Genomic DNA, 15,598 nt, shown 5'->3' on the forward strand with positions numbered 1-15,598 from the left:
GACAGGCTGGCCCGAGAGCGCTGCTGCAAAAAAAGTAGCAGTCGCTCTCTGAGCGGGCGTGCTCAGGGCTCCTGTTCGATGGGGCGCGGCCGGCCGTTGTCGTCGATGGCCACGTAGGTGAAAGTGGCCTGCGTCACCTTGATGTACTCGCCCTGCGCCCGGAAGCGCTCGGCGAAGACCTCGACGGTGACCGTGACCGAGGTGCGCCCCACGCGCACCAGCTTCGAATAAAACGAAAGAATGTCGCCCAGCCGCACCGGCTGCTTGAAGATGAATTCGTTCACCGCCACCGTGGCCTGGCGGCCCTTGGCGTAGCGGGCCGGGATGACCGAGCCGGCCAGGTCGCACTGCGCCATGACCCAGCCGCCGAAGATGTCGCCGTTGGCGTTGCAGTCGGCCGGCATCGGAATGACCTTGAGCACCAGCTCCATGTCGGTGGGCAGGCTCTTGAGGGTGGCGGCAGCGGCGCTACTGGAAATATCGGACATGGGCACAATCTGGACAAACAAAGCAACCACGATTGTCCCCCATGCGCCGAAGCGGCGAAGCCCTGCCTCCTCCCTCCCATCCCGTGGCCGGCCACGCGCCGGCGCGCAGCGACCGTTCCGACTGGGCAACGCTGCGCCGCCTTTTTCCCTATTTGTGGCATTACAAGTGGCGTGTGATCGCCGCGCTCGCCTTCATGGTGGGGGCCAAGGTGGCCAACGTGGGCGTGCCGGTGTTGCTCAAGAACCTCATCGACACGATGACGCCCAAGCCGGACATGGCGCAGGCGCTCTTGATCGTGCCTATCGGGCTTTTGCTGGCCTACGGCCTGCTGCGGTTCTCGACCGCGCTCTTCGGCGAATTGCGCGAGCTGATCTTCGCCAAGGCCACCGAGGGCACGGCGCGGCAGATTGCACTGGAGGTGTTCGGTCACCTGCATTCGCTGAGCCTGCGCTTTCACCTGGAGCGCCAGACCGGCGGCATGACGCGCGACATCGAGCGCGGCACGCGCGGCGTGCACTCGCTCATTTCGATGTCGCTTTACAGCATCGTGCCGACCATCATCGAGCTGGCGCTGGTGCTCACCATCTTGGGCGTGAAGTTCGACTCGCTGTTCGTCTGGATCACGGGCGCGGCGCTGGTGCTGTACATCACCTTCACGGTCACGGTGACCGAGTGGCGCACGCAGTTCCGCAAGACCATGAACGAGCTCGACTCCATGGCGCAGAGCCGCGCCGTCGATTCGCTGCTGAACTACGAAACCGTCAAGTACTTCAACAACGAGGAGTTCGAGGCCAAGCGCTACGACGCCAGCCTGGACCGCTATCGCAAGGCCGCCATCAAGAGCCAGCGCACGCTGAGCATGCTCAACACCGGCCAGCAGCTGATCATCGCGACCAGCCTGGTGCTGATGCTTTGGCGCGCCACCTCGGGCGTTGTCGAGGGACGAATGACGCTGGGCGACCTGGTGATGGTCAACGCCTTCATGATCCAGCTCTACATTCCGCTCAATTTCTTGGGCGTGATCTACCGCGAAATCAAACAGAGCCTGACCGACCTGGACAAGATGTTCGTGCTGATGGAAAAAGAGCGCGAGGTGCGCGATGCGCCTGGCGCGCAGCCTTTGTCTTTGCTCCCTCTCCCTCGGGGAGAGGGCGGGGGTGAGGGCAGCGGCGTCGATTCCACCGTGCGCTTCGAAGACGTGAGCTTTGCCTACGAGCCCGCGCGCCCCATCCTCAAGCACGTGAGCTTTGAGATCCCCGCAGGCAAGACGGTCGCAGTTGTCGGCCCCTCGGGCTCCGGCAAGTCCACGATGGCGCGGCTGCTCTACCGCTTCTACGACGTGCAACAGGGCCGCATCACCATCGGCGGCCAGGACATCCGCGAGGTGCAGCAGTCGAGCGTACGGCGCGCCATCGGCATCGTGCCGCAGGACACGGTGCTGTTCAACGACACGGTCGAATACAACATTGCCTACGGCCGTCCCGGCGCGACCCGCGAAGAGGTCGAAGGCGCGGCACGCGCAGCGCGCATCCACGACTTCATCTCGGCCACGCCAAAGGGCTACGAAACCACCGTGGGCGAGCGCGGCCTCAAGCTGTCGGGCGGGGAGAAGCAACGCGTGGCGATTGCGCGCACGTTGCTCAAGAACCCGCCGATCGTGATCTTCGACGAGGCCACCTCGGCGCTCGATTCCGCCAACGAACGCGCCATCCAGTCGGAGCTCAAGAGCGCGGCGCAGGACAAGACCACGCTGGTCATTGCGCACCGCCTCTCGACCGTGGTCGATGCGCACGAGATCCTGGTGCTCGAAGCAGGCGTGATCGTCGAGCGCGGCACGCATGCCGAGCTGCTTGCGAAGCAGGGCCGCTATGCGCAGATGTGGGCTCTGCAAAAGAGCGAAGCAACCCCGCTGATGTAGCCCCGACCATTCTTCTTTTATATCGATCTAGGAGTTCAGACGTGCCGATCAAGATTCCCCTGTTGGTGCTCAACAGCCTCTCGAGCGCCCACCAGGCCCAGATTGCCGAGGTCTACGACTTGACCTATGCCTTCGACCCCGCCGCCCGCGCCGCCGCCATCGCGGAGCACGGCAAGAAATTTCGCGCGGTGCTGACCATCGGCGTGATCGGCATCACGCCCGAAGAGATCGCGGCCATGCCGGCGCTCGAGCTGATCTGCTGCATGGGCGCAGGCTACGAGGGCGTGCCGCTCGACGTGACCCGCGCGCGCGGCATCGCCACGGCCAATGGCGCGGGGACCAACGACGACTGCGTGGCCGACCACGCCTTCGGCCTCTTGATCAGCATCGTCCGCGGCTTTCGCCAGCTCGACCGGCTGTGCCGCGAAGGTGTCTGGCGCGAAGAAATTCCGCAGCCGCCGAACGTGTCGGGCAAGAAGCTCGGCATCCTCGGGCTCGGCACCATCGGCCAGAAGATCGCCAAGCGCGCGGCTGCGTTCGACATGGAAGTCGGCTATCACAACCGCAAGCCGCGCGAAGGCGCGACGCACCGCTACTTCGACGACCTGAAGTCGCTCGCCACGTGGGCCGACTTTTTGATTCTGGCCGCGCCGGGCGGTCCGGCCACACGCCACCTCGTGAATGCCGAAGTGCTCGATGCGCTCGGGCCGCAGGGCTTTCTGGTCAACATCGGCCGCGGCAGCGTGGTCGATACCGAGGCGCTGGCTGCCGCGCTGCGCGAAAACCGCATCGCGGGCGCGGGCCTCGACGTGTACGAGAGCGAACCCAAGCGGCCCGAGCCGCTGATCGGGCTGGACAACGTTCTGCTGACACCGCATTTGGCGGGCTGGTCGCCGGAAGCAACCCAGAAGTCGGTCGACCATTTCCTCGCGAATGCCGAAGGGCACTTTACGGGGCGCGGCGTGCTGACCCCGGTCTGATGTTCTCGCTCCTTCCCCCGCTGGGGAAGGTTGGGATGGGGGCAGGCAAGGCGCCCAATGGATGCGCCGCTTGCCCCCACCCCTGCCCTCCCCCGAAAGGGGAGGGAGTGAAGCCGATGTCCGCGCTGTGGTCTTGCTCCTTCCCCCGCTGGGGGAAGGCTGGGATGGGGGCGGGCAGAGTGCTCGATGGATGCGCCGCTTGCCCCCACCCCAACCCTCCCCCGGTAGGGGAGGGAGCAATTCAAGCCAGCGCTGGCGGGCGATGAGACGCCCAGCCGCACGCCTGGTCATACGCATGCCCAAGCCGCAGCACGTCCAGGTCGGCATGGATCGGCCCCGCGAGTTGCAGGCCCATCGGCAACCCGCCCTCGCCAAAACCCGCGCGCACGTTCAGCGTCGGCAACCCGGCCAGCGTGAACGGCGTGACGATCTCCATCCACCGGTGGTAGGTGTCGCTCGGCACGCCGGCCACTTCGGCGGGCCAATGCAGTTCGGCATCGAACGGAAACACCTGCGCGGTCGGCGCCAGCACGAAATCGAAGCGTTCGAAGAGCTTGAGGAACGCGCGGTAAACGTTCGATCGATAGAGCGAGGCCTGGTACAGCGAGGCCGCATCGAGATGCCGGCTTTGCTCGATCTCCCATTGCGCCTCAGGCTTGAGCTGTGCAAACAGCTTGGGGTCGCTCAGATAGGCGCCGAGCTTGCCGCCCACCAGCAATTGCCGCAGCCGCAGCCAGGCGCTCCAGTTGTGTTCGCGCGGCACGTCCAGCGTGCAGGGCTCGACCTCGCAGCCGAGGGTGCGAAAGATGCCCAGCGCACTTTCGCCCAGTTCGCGGATGCCGGGCGCGAGCGGCAGTTCGGGCCAAATGCTTCCGAGCCAGCCGATGCGAAGGCCCTGAACGTCGGCGTCGAGCTGGAGCGCGTCTGGCGAGGGCAGCGGCCGCGGCGACGACAGCGGCACGCGTGAGTCGAAGCCCGCCTGCACCGCGAGCAGCCGTGCCGTGTCTTCCACCGTCCGGCCCATCGGCCCTTCGGTGCCCAGCTGCTGAAAGAAGAGTTCCTGCTCGGGATCGCCCGGCACCCGTCCGCGCGAGGGGCGCATGCCGATCGTGTTGTTGAACGCGGCCGGGTTGCGCAGCGAGCCCATCATGTCGCTGCCGTCGGCCACCGGCAGCATGCCGAGGGCCAGCGCCACGGCCGCACCGCCGCTGCTGCCGCCGGCGCTGCGCTCGGGCGCATAGGCATTGCGGGTGATGCCGAACACCGTGTTGTAGGTGTGCGAGCCCAGGCCGAATTCGGGCGTGTTGGTCTTGCCGATCACGATGGCGCCGGCTTCGCGCATGCGCGCGACGTGCAGGCTGTCGGCCCGCGCCGGCGAGCGCGGCGACAGTGGCGAACCCATGGAGGTCGGCAGGCCGGCCGCGTGGCTCAGGTCCTTCACGGCCAATGGAAAGCCGTGCATCCAGCCGCGCCGTTCGCCGCGCGCCAGTTCGGCGTCGCGCTCGCTTGCTTCGGTTAGCAGCGCCTCGGATTCGCGCAGCGAAACGATGGCATTGAAGCGAGGGTTGAGCGCCTCGATGCGGGCCAGCGAGGCTTGCATCAGCTCGCGGCAGGACACGCTGCGGGATGTGATGCGGCGCGAAAGCTCGGTGGCGGTGAGTTCGAGGATGTCGGCAGGCGGCATGGCGAGGGCGATCCGGTGGGGAGGGGTCTTCGAGAACCTAAGTATGTGCCAGAGGCCCGCAGCCGGCCTTCACGCGGACATAATCGCCGCGTATGGAAACCAAGTGGCTCGAAGACTTCATCAGCCTGGCGGAAACGCGCAGCTTCAGCCGCTCCGCCCAATTGAGGCACGTCACCCAGCCGGCGTTCTCGCGCCGTATCCAGGCGCTCGAGGGCTGGGCGGGCACCGACCTGGTCGACCGCAGTTCGTACCCCACGCGCCTCACGCCCGCGGGCCAGACGCTCTATAGCCAGGCCATCGAAATGCTGCAGTCTCTGCAGAGCACCCGCGCCATGCTGCGCGGCCATTCGGCGGCCGGGCAGGACGTGATCGAGATTGCGGTGCCGCACACCCTCGCATTCACCTTTTTCCCGTCTTGGGTGACCAGCCTGCGCGAGCATTTCGGCCCCATCAAGAGCCGGCTCATCGCGCTCAACGTGCACGACGCCGTGCTGCGCCTGGTCGAGGGCAGCTGCGACCTGCTCATTGCCTATCACCACCCCTCGCAGCCGCTGCAGCTCGACGCCAACAAGTACGAGATGGTCAGCCTGGGCGAGGAAACCGTGGCCCCCTGGGTCAAGGCCGATGCCGAAGGCGCGCCGCGCTTCCGGCTGCCTGGCCGGCCGGGCCAGCCCCTGCCTTACCTGGGCTACGCGCCCGGAGCCTACCTGGGTCGCGTGGTCGACCAGCTGCTGAAGGAGTCGGGCACCGCCATCCACCTCGACCGGGTCTATGAAACCGACATGGCCGAAGGGCTGAAGGTCATGGCGCTCGAAGGCCACGGCATCGCCTTTCTGCCCCAAAGCGCGGTGCGCAACGAGATCAAGTCGCGCAAGCTCGTGAGCGCGCTGCCGCCCGAAATCGACAGCCTGGAAGCGACGATGGAGATCCGCGCTTACCGCGAGCGGCCCGGCGTTTCGGCACCCGTGAAGACCGGTACCGGCCGGCCGTCCAAGGCCGCCGCGGCATCGGAAGGCTTGCAGCCCAAGCGCACGGCCGATGCGCTTTGGTCGTACCTCGTCGGCGCCCAGCCGCCGCGCTGACGCGAATTGACCCGCTGGATTTGTGCGTTGCACAATCTATAAGTGCCGCGCATAGGACCCCCCGCAAACGGCATTGGCGCTGCGGACGAGGGGCTACTACAGTCGCGGCAGTTTTTGCCGCTGTCACACAGCAAACTTCCGGCACGCGCCACACGCGTGCTTTTTTTTAAGCCGAGGAACCCCGTATGAGCCCGAATTTCAGGACCGAACACGACTTTCTCGGAGAAAAGCAGATTCCTGCCTTTGCCTACTGGGGCGTGCACACAGCGCGCGCGGTCGAGAACTTCGCCATCTCCGGCACCCGCGTCTCGGCCATGCCCGAGCTGGTGCGCGCGCTGGCTTTCGTGAAGAAGGCGGCCACCCGCGCCAATGCCGACCTGGGCGCCATCGACCGCGACCGCGCGGCGGCGATCATTCTGGCCTGCGAGGACCTCATCGAGGGCAAGCTGCTCGACGAATTCGTTGTCGACGTGATCCAGGGCGGCGCGGGCACCTCTACCAACATGAACGCCAACGAGGTGATCTGCAACCTCGCGCTCGAGAAGCTCGGCCATGAAAAAGGGCGCTACGACGTGCTGCACCCCAACGACCACATCAATGCCTCGCAGAGCACCAACGACGTCTACCCGACGGCGGTGCGGCTGGCGCTGTGGTTTGCCATCGGACGGCTGCTCGAATCCATGGCGGCGCTGCGCAAGAGCTTCGAAGCCAAGGCGCTCGAATTCAAGGACATCCTCAAGATCGGCCGCACCCAGCTGCAGGACGCCGTGCCCATGACCCTGGGCCAGGAGTTCCTGACCTACGCCATCATGATCGGCGAGGACGAGGCCCGGCTCGGCGAGGCGCGCGCGCTCATCGAGGAAATCAACCTTGGCGCCACCGCCATCGGCACCGGCATCAACGCGCCGCATGGGTATGCCAACCTCGCCTGCCAGTACCTGGCCGAGCAGACCGGCGTGCCGCTCAAGCAGTCGGCCAATCTCATCGAGGCCACGCAGGACACTGGCGCCTTCGTGCAGCTGTCGGGCGTTCTCAAACGCGTGGCGTGCAAACTGAGCAAGACCTGCAACGACCTGCGCCTGCTGTCGAGCGGACCGCAGGCGGGCTTCGGCGAAATCCGCCTGCCGGCGCGCCAGGCCGGCTCGTCGATCATGCCCGGCAAGGTCAACCCGGTGATCCCGGAAGTGATGAACCAGGTGGCCTTCGAGGTCATCGGCAACGACATCACCGTCACGATGGCGTCGGAAGCCGGACAGCTGCAGCTCAACGCCTTCGAGCCGATCATGGGATGGAGCCTGTTCAAGAGCATTCAGCACCTGAGCAATGCCTGCATCACCCTGCGGCTGAATTGCATCGATGGCATCGAGGCGAACCGCGAGTTCCTGGCCAAGCGGGTGCGTGAGTCGGTCACGCTGGTCACCGCGCTCAACCCGCTGATCGGCTACGAAAAGGCCGCGCTGATCGCCAAAACCGCGCTGGCCACCGGCGGGCCGATCGACCTCGTGGCCGAATCGCTCGGCATCATGACGCGCGCAGAAATGGAGGCGCTGCTGGTGCCCGAAAACCTGACCCAGCCGGTGCGCCTGGCTGCGCCGGTGCCCCCGGCTGCCGAGCCCTCGGGCACAAAGGCTGCTTAGTGAAAGTCGGACAATGCCTTTGGGTTCATCTGCACCACGTCGGCGCCTAGGCGCGCGTGGCCGGTGCGGACGTCATCGAGAATGCACCGGGTTGGCCCGGGTATTCCCCAGGACGTGAATGTCTAGAATTTCGTTGTATCTGTATCTCTTAGTCACCCTCAGGAGTTTTCCAAATGAAGAAGCAAGTATTGGCATTGGCAATCGCGGCACTGGCCGCAGGCAGCGCCTTTGCGCAGGCCAATGACACCCTGGCCAAGATCAAGGCATCGGGCAGCATCACCGAGGGCGTGCGGGAATCCTCGGGCCTGTCGTACACACTGGGCAACGGCCAGTACACCGGCTTTCACTACGACGTCTGCGCCAACATCATCCGCGACATCCAGAAGCACCTGGGCCTCGCCAAGCTCGAGACCAAGTTCCAGCCCGTGACCTCGCAAAACCGCGTGCCGCTGGTGCAGAACGGTACCGTCGACCTCGAGTGCGGCTCCACCACCAACAACGCCACGCGCCAGAAGGACGTCGCCTTTGCAGTGACCACCTACGTCGAGGAAGTGCGCATCGCGGTCAAGGCCAACTCGGGCATCACCTCGATCAAGGACCTCAACGGCAAGACCGTGGCCACCACCACCGGCACCACCTCGGTCCAGACCCTGCGCAAGAACGAGCGCGCCGGTGGCATCGACTTCAAGGAACTCTATGGCAAGGACCACTCCGACAGCTTCCTGCTGCTGGAATCGGGCCGCGCCGACGCGTTCGTGATGGACGGCTCCATCCTGGCCTCGAACATTGCCAAGTCGAAGTCGCCCGCCGACTACAAGATCGTCGGTGAAGTGCTCAGCGTCGAGCCCATCGCCATCATGATCCGCAAGGACGACCCCGCCTTCAAGAAGGTGGTGGACGACAGCATCAAGTCGCAGATCAAGAACGGCGACCTCGCCAAGCTCTGGGACAAGTGGTTCCTGAAGCCGATTCCCCCGGCAAACGTCACGGTGAACCTGCCGCTGTCCGACGCCACGAAGGCCGCATGGGCCAACCCGAACGACAAGCCCATGGAAGAGTACGCCGCCAAGAAGTAATCACCGCAAGGTCATCCGCGCAACGCCCGCCGCCCCCGGCGGGCGTTTGTTTTCGCAAATGCGGCGCAATGCGGCACGCGGGCACGGCCTCTGCTTGCAAGCTGGCTAGCAGTCTGGAAATCTGAAAGAAGGAGAGTCCCCGATGGGATCAAACTGGGATTGGCAGGTCTTCTTGCAAGACCCTGGCGGGAAGTACCCGACCTATTGGCAGTGGATGCTGTCCGCATGGGGCTGGACCGTGTCGGTCGCCCTGCTGGCGCTCATCGTCGCGCTGGTGCTGGGCTCGCTCGTCGGCATCATCCGCACCCTGCCCAACAGCCCGTGGCTCGTGCGCCTGGGCAATGCCTGGGTCGAGCTGTTCCGTAACATCCCCCTGCTGGTGCAGATCTTTCTCTGGTACCACGTCATTCCGGCGCTGATCCCTGTCATGAAGGGCGTGCCGAGCTTCATCCTGGTGGTGCTGGCGCTGGGCTTCTTCACTTCGGCGCGTATTGCCGAGCAGGTGCGCTCGGGCATCCAGGCGCTGCCCAAGGGCCAGCGCTATGCGGGCATGGCGGTGGGTTTCACCACGCCGCAGTACTACCGCTACGTCATCTTGCCCATGGCCTACCGCATCATCATTCCGCCGCTCACCAGCGAGACGATGAACATCTTCAAGAACTCGTCGGTGGCGTTTGCCGTGTCGGTGACCGAACTCACGATGTTCGCCATGCAGGCGCAGGAAGAAACCTCGCGCGGCATCGAGGTGTACCTGGCGGTCACGGCGCTCTACGTGATCTCGGCCTTTACGATCAATCGGCTGATGGCCTTCGTCGAGAAGAAGACGCGCGTGCCGGGCTTCATCGTCTCGGCCAGCGGCGGCGGGGGACACTGACATGATGAATCTCGACCTGTCGTTCTATAACTGGGACGTCATCAGCAACTTCGTCGTCAAGGGCTTCTACTTCAGCATCATGCTGACGATCGTGGCCACCATTGGCGGCGTGCTCTTCGGCACCGTGCTGGCGCTCATGCGCCTTTCGGGCAAGAAGTGGCTCGACGCGCCGGCCGCCATCTACGTCAACGGCATGCGCAGCATTCCGCTGGTGATGGTGATCCTGTGGTTCTTCCTGCTGGTGCCGGCCTCGTTCTACGCGGCCTTCGGTTCCGTCGGCTCGAACTACCGCTCGGAAATCTCGGCCGTGATCACTTTCATCGCGTTCGAGGCGGCTTACTTCAGCGAGATCATGCGCGCGGGCATCCAGTCGATCCCGCGCGGCCAGGTGCACGCAGGCCAGGCGGTCGGCATGACCTACGGCCAGAACATGCGCCTCGTGGTGCTGCCGCAAGCGTTCCGCAACATGCTGCCGGTGCTGCTAACGCAGACCATCATCCTGTTCCAGGACACCTCGCTGGTCTACGCCATCGGCGCCTACGACATGCTCAAGGGCTTCGAGACCGCGGGCAAGAACTTCGGCCGCCCAATCGAGGCCTATTTGCTCGCGGCCGTCGTTTACTTCATCATGTGCTATGCCTTGTCGTGGCTCGTCAAGCGCCTCCACAAGAAAATCGCGATCATTCGCTAAGTCGAGTGGCTGAACCGGAGAGAAAGAAATGTCCGAGAAAATGATTGAAATCAAGAACGTCTCCAAGTGGTATGGCCCGGTGCAGGTGCTCAACGATTGTTCGGTGAGCATCTCCAAGGGCGACGTCGTGGTGGTGTGCGGGCCTTCGGGCTCGGGCAAGTCCACCCTCATCAAGACCGTGAATGCGCTCGAGCCCTTCCAGAAGGGCGAGATCACCGTCAACGGCATTCCGCTGCACGACCCCAAGACCAACCTGCCGAAGCTGCGCTCCAAGGTCGGCATGGTGTTCCAGCACTTCGAACTGTTCCCGCACCTGTCGGTCACCGAGAACCTCACGATCGCTCAGATCAAGGTGCTCGGCCGCAGCCCCGACGAAGCCAAGACCCGCGGCCTCAAGATGCTCGACCGCGTGGGCCTGATGGCGCACAAGGACAAGTTCCCGGGCCAGCTCTCGGGCGGCCAGCAGCAGCGCGTGGCCATTGCCCGCGCGCTCAGCATGGACCCGATCGTGATGCTGTTCGACGAACCCACCTCGGCGCTCGACCCGGAAATGGTGGGCGAAGTGCTCGACGTGATGGTGAGCCTGGCCAAGGACGGCATGACCATGATGGTGGTCACGCACGAAATGGCCTTTGCCCGCAAGGTGGCCAGCCGCGTGATCTTCATCGACGTGGGCGGCAAGATTCTGGAAGACTGCCCGAAGGACGAGTTCTTCAGCCACCCGGAAAATCGTCAGCCGCGTACGAAGGATTTCCTGAACAAGATCCTGCAGCACTGATCGATTCGCTGCGGCACCAAAAAGCAAAAGCCACTCTGTTCGCAGCGTGGCTTTTTTATTTGTTGCCTGGAACTGCTATGGCAGCCGTGCGATGTGTTCGGTCAGCAGATCGAAGAAGCCCTGCGCATCGCCGTCCACGATCCAGTTCGCGTTGGCAGGGCGCTTCAAGCTGCCGTACCAGTCGGCCACCGTCTGCCCAAAGCCCATGCCTTCGCGGCTGTCGACTTCGACGTTGATCAGCCTGCCCCTGAAGAGCGAGGGCTGCAGCAGGTAAGCAATGACGGTGGCGTCATGCACCGGGCCGCCGGGCATGTCGTAGTGCTGCATTTCCTGCGGTGCATAGGCGTCGAGGATGTCGGCAACGATGACGCCGGCCCGATTGCCGATGGTGCGCAGCCGCGCGATGCGCTCGCCGCTCGTGAGAATCTTGTGCGTCACGTCGAGCGGCAGCATGGTGGTCGGCACGCCGCTCTTCAGCACGGCCTCGGCCGCATGCGGATCGGCGAACACGTTGAACTCCGCCGTGGGCGTGATGTTGCCGCCGTTGAAATGCGCGCCGGACATGAGCACCAGTTCGTGCAGGCCGCGCACGATGTCGGGGGCTTGCGTGAGGGCGAGCGCCAGGTTGGTTTGCGGGCCGAGCATGGCGAGCGTCACGCTTCGCTCGGGCGCAGCGCGCAGCGTGCGGATCAGGTAGTCGACCGCATGGCCTTCGGCCAGCGGCGCGGCGGGTTCATGCACCTTCACGCCCGTGACGCCTTCGTGGCCATGGATGTTGGCCGCGTAGATCGGCGTGCGTTCCAGGGGCCGTTCCGCGCCCGCGTACACCGGGATCTCCGGCCGGCCGGCCCATTCGCACGCCAGGCGCGCGTTGCGCGAAGTCTTCGACAGCGGCACGTTGCCCGCCACCGTCGTCAGCGCCTCGATGTGCAGCCGCTCGGGCGCCGCCATTGCGAACAGCAGCGCGATCACGTCGTCGGCGCCGGGGTCGGTGTCGATGACGAGCGTGTGGACGGCGGCGTCGGCGGGTGGGTTCGGCGGCATGGCAAGGCTCCGTGGCGGGCGCGGACAGCGCGCCCCTGCCGGGCAAGTCTGCCAGAGCCCGTGCGCCGCTCAGCCGGGCCTGCCCAGCAGCCGTCGCGCAAAGAAAGCCAGGATCTCGTCGCGCGCCGCCAGTGTAGGCTGGCCGACCTCGTCGATCAGATGTGCCGTCACCACGCTGTGCGGGCTGGCCACCAGCTGCGCGAAGAAGGGTGGCGTGTCGGGGTTCGCCGCGCTGTCGGGGAGCACGCGCGCGACGAAGCGCTCGCCCAGCGCCTGTGAGAACGCCGCGAAGCGCTCGGCCTTGCAGAACCTGTCGCCCTCGAAGCGGTAGGCCATCACGGTCAGGTCCTCACGCTCCAGGCGCCGGCGCACGGTCGCCAGTTCGTCGGCCGCCACGTTCGTGCCCGCCGGATCGTCCAGCGGCAGCGAAGGCTGGCAGACCACCGGCGCGAGCATGGCTGGCTCCATCATCATCGAGAGCGCGAAGTTGCCCGTGAAGCACATGCCGATCGCGCCAACGCCTGGGCCGCCGCACGCTTCGTGCGCGAACCGTGCGAGCGCGCGCAGCCATTGCGTTACCGGGCTCGACGCGTTCGATGCGAAGGCCCGGAACTCGGCGCTCACGCAGGCCCGCTTGAACACGGCGGCGCCTTCCCCGGCCTGGGGCACCGCGCCGTCGCGGCCGAACAGTGAGGGCATGTAGACCGTGAAGCCCGCGTCGCGCACCCAGCGGGCGAAGCGCGCCACGTGCGGGCTGATGCCAGGCATCTCGGTCATCACGACCACGGCGGGGCCCTGGCCGGCCGTGTAGACCTTCTTCTCGATGCCGTCGAGCGTGATCTGGCGCGGGGTGAAGTCGTCGAGCGGATCGTCTTCGTTCATGGAGCGGATCGGTGTCATGGGGCGCCGCCGCGTGCGTGCGGCCGTGAAGCGGATGAAGCTTGCATTGGGCCGTCGGCCTCCTGAGAATGGCAGTGTCTAATTTGACTGTTTTCAGGCTGTATCGGACATGAACGATTTCACGGTACTGGTGCTGCCGGGCGCCTTCAACTCCAGCGTCGCGGTCACGCTCGACATCCTGCGCGCAGCGCAGGCGGTGGCCGCGCGAGCCGGCGTGGCGCCGCCGCGCTGGCGGATATGCTCGGTGCAAGGCGGCCCGGTGCGGCTGCAGGCCGGCATGAGCCTGGACACCGCACGCTTGCCTGCGCGGCCCCGTGACGACCGCTCGATATGGGTGGTGCCGGGGCTCGGGCTCAACACGCCCGGCGAGATCCGCCAGTGCCTCGAAAGCGACGATGCGGCCAAGGCCGTCACGGGCCTCGCGCGGCATGTGAAGTCCGGCGGGCAGGTCGCGGCCTCGTGCTCGGCGGTGTTCCTGCTGAACTCCGCAGGCCTGCTTCAAGGACGCCGCGCGACGACCTCGTGGTGGTATGCGCCGCTGCTCGCGCGCATGGCGCCCGGCTGCACCGTCGATGCCGACCGCATGGTGTGTGCCGACGGGCCGGTGGTCACGGCCGGCGCCGCGTTCGCGCAAACCGACCTCATGCTGCACCTGCTGCGCGAGCGTTGCGGCAGTGCGCTCACCGACCTGGTCTCGCGCGTGCTGCTGATCGACGCGCGGCAGGCGCAGGCGCCGTTCATCGTGCCGGAGGTTCTGGCCAACGGCAACGACCTCGTGGCACGACTCGCCGCGCGGGTCGAATCGGCGCTGCCGGATGCGCCCGCGGTGAGCGTGCTGGCGAGCGAGTTCTGCATGTCGCAGCGCACGCTGGCGCGCCACATCCGCAAGGCCACTGGCAAGAGCACACAGGCACTGGTGCAGAGCGTGCGGCTGCGGCGCGCGCGCGTGCTGCTCGAGACCAGCCGGATGACGGTCGACCAGGTGGCCGGCGCCGTGGGCTACCAGGACGCCACGGCGCTCAGGCGCCTGATGAAGAAGGTGGCGGGCGCCAACCCGAGCCGCTACCGCGAAGGCGGTTACGGCGCCTGACGTACCCGCAACCGTCGTAGCTGCGTTGCTTGCTACTTCTTGCGCGCGGCGATCGCCTTCTCAGCCGTTGCCACCAGGTCTGCGCCCACGGTGGTCTTCCACTTGTCGTACACCGGCCGCGTGGCCTTCACGAAGGCTTCGCGTTCAGCGGGGGTAAGCTGGGTCACGGTCACGCCCATGCCGGCGATGTCCTTCAGCACCGGCTTGTCGGCTTCGACCAGGCCCTTGCGCGCGAGTTCGATCTCCTGCTTGCCGGCATCGACGGCGGCCTGCCGCACGATGGCCTGGTCGGCCGGGGTCCAAGAGGCCCAGATTTCCTTGTTGACCACGAACACCAGCGGGTCGGCGACGTAGCCCCAGGTGGTGACGAACTTCTGTCCTACGGTGTGCATCTTGAGGACCGTGAACAGGAAGAGCGGATTCTCCTGGCCATCGACCGCGCCGCTGGCAAGCGCGGGCTGTGCGTCGGCCCAGCTCATCTGCGTGGGGTTGGCGCCCAGCGCGGTGAACATGTCGGAGTAAATCGGCGAGCCGACGACGCGGATCTTCATGCCCTTCAAATCTTCGGGCGACTTGATCGGCTTCTTGGAGTTGGTAATTTCGCGGTAGCCGTTCTCGCCCCAGGCGAGCGGCACTACGCCGGCCTTGTCGAGGGTCTTGAACATTTCCTTGCCGACTTCGCCTTGGGTGAGCGCGTCGATGGCCGCATAGTCGGGCATGAGGAAGGGCATGGAGAACAGGTTGAGCTGCTTCACTTGCGGCGACCAGTTGATGGTCGAGCCCACGGCCAGGTCGATCACGCCCTGGCGCAGCGCGCTGAACTCGCGAGTCTGGTCGCCCTGGATGAGCGACACGCCGGGGTAGAGCTTGATGTTGATTCGGCCCTGGGTGCGCTCCTTCACGAGGTCGGCCCAGATCTTCCCGGCCTGGCCCCAAGGGGTCGGCGGGCCGAGGACCAGGGACATCTTGTATTCGGGCTTGTAGGCGGCCTGCGCCATGGCGCCGGTCGAGAACATGCCCAAGGCGGTAGCTACGGCGGCAAGGCCCATGAGGGTGCGGCGGAATTTCATTTGAGGTCTCCTTGTTTTGTGAACACAACTAAGCGATGGATGTTTTCGGGAACGGTGCTGAGGCGGGAGCGTTCGGCGCGGGTGCGTTCAGGGCGGGTGCGCAGGCCACCGGGTACTCCCCTCCGCGAATGTCCCCCGCCTTCGGCTCCTCCTTTATTTCGCTGCGGGGAGCACCCGGCGCCCTGCGCCCACTGGGCGCTGTCGTGGTGCTGGCTGATCAACGACCGCTCTGAACAACGATCCCGTCGATGGGGTGCCTTGCGCAGCGAAATAAAGGAGGAGCCC

Annotated in this window: 14 protein-coding genes; 9 read left to right on the top strand and 5 right to left on the bottom strand. The window is 65.7% G+C overall.

Annotated features, from left to right (window positions below; all coding sequences use genetic code 11):
• Window positions 1-62: 62 nt before the first annotated feature.
• Window positions 63-488, bottom strand: a complete 426-nt coding sequence (locus tag J2X92_RS24815; protein WP_055801467.1) for an acyl-CoA thioesterase — start codon at window positions 486-488, stop codon at window positions 63-65.
• A 41-nt stretch (window positions 489-529) separates the two neighbouring features.
• On the opposite strand from J2X92_RS24815, the gene J2X92_RS24820 reads away from it, so the two are divergent.
• Together J2X92_RS24820 and J2X92_RS24825 are read left to right on the top strand one after the other, a co-directional pair.
• Window positions 530-2,407 (top strand): ABCB family ABC transporter ATP-binding protein/permease, encoded by a 1,878-nt coding sequence (locus J2X92_RS24820; RefSeq protein ID WP_307579728.1) that lies wholly within the window; start codon window positions 530-532, stop codon window positions 2,405-2,407.
• A gap of 41 nt (window positions 2,408-2,448) precedes the next feature.
• Entirely contained in the window at window positions 2,449-3,387 is a 939-nt protein-coding gene (locus J2X92_RS24825; protein ID WP_307579730.1) for a 2-hydroxyacid dehydrogenase, read from the top strand.
• 241 nt (window positions 3,388-3,628) lie between these two features.
• On the opposite strand, the gene J2X92_RS24830 is transcribed toward J2X92_RS24825, so the two are convergent.
• A complete protein-coding gene (locus J2X92_RS24830; protein ID WP_307579731.1) occupies window positions 3,629-5,071 on the bottom strand; it encodes an amidase in 1,443 nt (480 codons plus the stop codon).
• A 92-nt stretch (window positions 5,072-5,163) separates the two neighbouring features.
• Between J2X92_RS24830 and J2X92_RS24835 the strand changes: the two genes are divergently transcribed.
• From J2X92_RS24835 to J2X92_RS24860, 6 genes are all read left to right on the top strand, one after another.
• Window positions 5,164-6,153, top strand: a complete 990-nt coding sequence (locus J2X92_RS24835) for a LysR substrate-binding domain-containing protein (protein ID WP_307579733.1) — start codon at window positions 5,164-5,166, stop codon at window positions 6,151-6,153.
• 185 nt (window positions 6,154-6,338) lie between these two features.
• Window positions 6,339-7,790, top strand: coding sequence for an aspartate ammonia-lyase (locus J2X92_RS24840; protein ID WP_307579735.1), 1,452 nt, complete (start codon window positions 6,339-6,341; stop codon window positions 7,788-7,790).
• Between the two features lie 173 nt (window positions 7,791-7,963).
• A complete protein-coding gene (locus J2X92_RS24845) occupies window positions 7,964-8,866 on the top strand; it encodes an amino acid ABC transporter substrate-binding protein (RefSeq protein ID WP_307579737.1) in 903 nt (300 codons plus the stop codon).
• 142 nt (window positions 8,867-9,008) lie between these two features.
• Window positions 9,009-9,740 carry an amino acid ABC transporter permease gene (locus J2X92_RS24850; protein ID WP_307579739.1) on the top strand — a complete coding sequence of 244 codons (732 nt, stop codon included), beginning with the start codon at window positions 9,009-9,011 and terminating at the stop codon, window positions 9,738-9,740.
• A gap of 1 nt (window position 9,741) precedes the next feature.
• Window positions 9,742-10,431 (top strand): amino acid ABC transporter permease, encoded by a 690-nt coding sequence (locus J2X92_RS24855; RefSeq protein ID WP_055801487.1) that lies wholly within the window; start codon window positions 9,742-9,744, stop codon window positions 10,429-10,431.
• Between the two features lie 40 nt (window positions 10,432-10,471).
• On the top strand, window positions 10,472-11,209 hold the full coding sequence (locus tag J2X92_RS24860; protein WP_018903696.1) for an amino acid ABC transporter ATP-binding protein: 738 nt from the start codon (window positions 10,472-10,474) through the stop codon (window positions 11,207-11,209).
• 75 nt (window positions 11,210-11,284) lie between these two features.
• On the opposite strand, the gene J2X92_RS24865 is transcribed toward J2X92_RS24860, so the two are convergent.
• Together J2X92_RS24865 and J2X92_RS24870 are read right to left on the bottom strand one after the other, a co-directional pair.
• Window positions 11,285-12,253 carry a nucleoside hydrolase gene (locus J2X92_RS24865; protein WP_307579741.1) on the bottom strand — a complete coding sequence of 323 codons (969 nt, stop codon included), beginning with the start codon at window positions 12,251-12,253 and terminating at the stop codon, window positions 11,285-11,287.
• 69 nt (window positions 12,254-12,322) lie between these two features.
• Entirely contained in the window at window positions 12,323-13,135 is an 813-nt protein-coding gene (locus tag J2X92_RS24870) for a dienelactone hydrolase family protein (RefSeq protein WP_370878296.1), read from the bottom strand.
• A gap of 127 nt (window positions 13,136-13,262) precedes the next feature.
• Here J2X92_RS24870 and J2X92_RS24875 point away from each other — a divergent pair, with 127 nt between their 5' ends.
• Complete coding sequence (locus J2X92_RS24875; protein ID WP_307579745.1) at window positions 13,263-14,243, top strand: GlxA family transcriptional regulator; 981 nt, start codon at window positions 13,263-13,265, stop codon at window positions 14,241-14,243.
• 32 nt (window positions 14,244-14,275) lie between these two features.
• On the opposite strand, the gene J2X92_RS24880 is transcribed toward J2X92_RS24875, so the two are convergent.
• On the bottom strand, window positions 14,276-15,313 hold the full coding sequence (locus J2X92_RS24880; RefSeq protein ID WP_307579747.1) for a DctP family TRAP transporter solute-binding subunit: 1,038 nt from the start codon (window positions 15,311-15,313) through the stop codon (window positions 14,276-14,278).
• Window positions 15,314-15,598 lie beyond the last annotated feature (285 nt).

It is taken from the genome of Variovorax paradoxus, assembly GCF_030811855.1.
In the GTDB taxonomy this organism is placed as follows: domain Bacteria; phylum Pseudomonadota; class Gammaproteobacteria; order Burkholderiales; family Burkholderiaceae_C; genus Variovorax; species Variovorax paradoxus_L.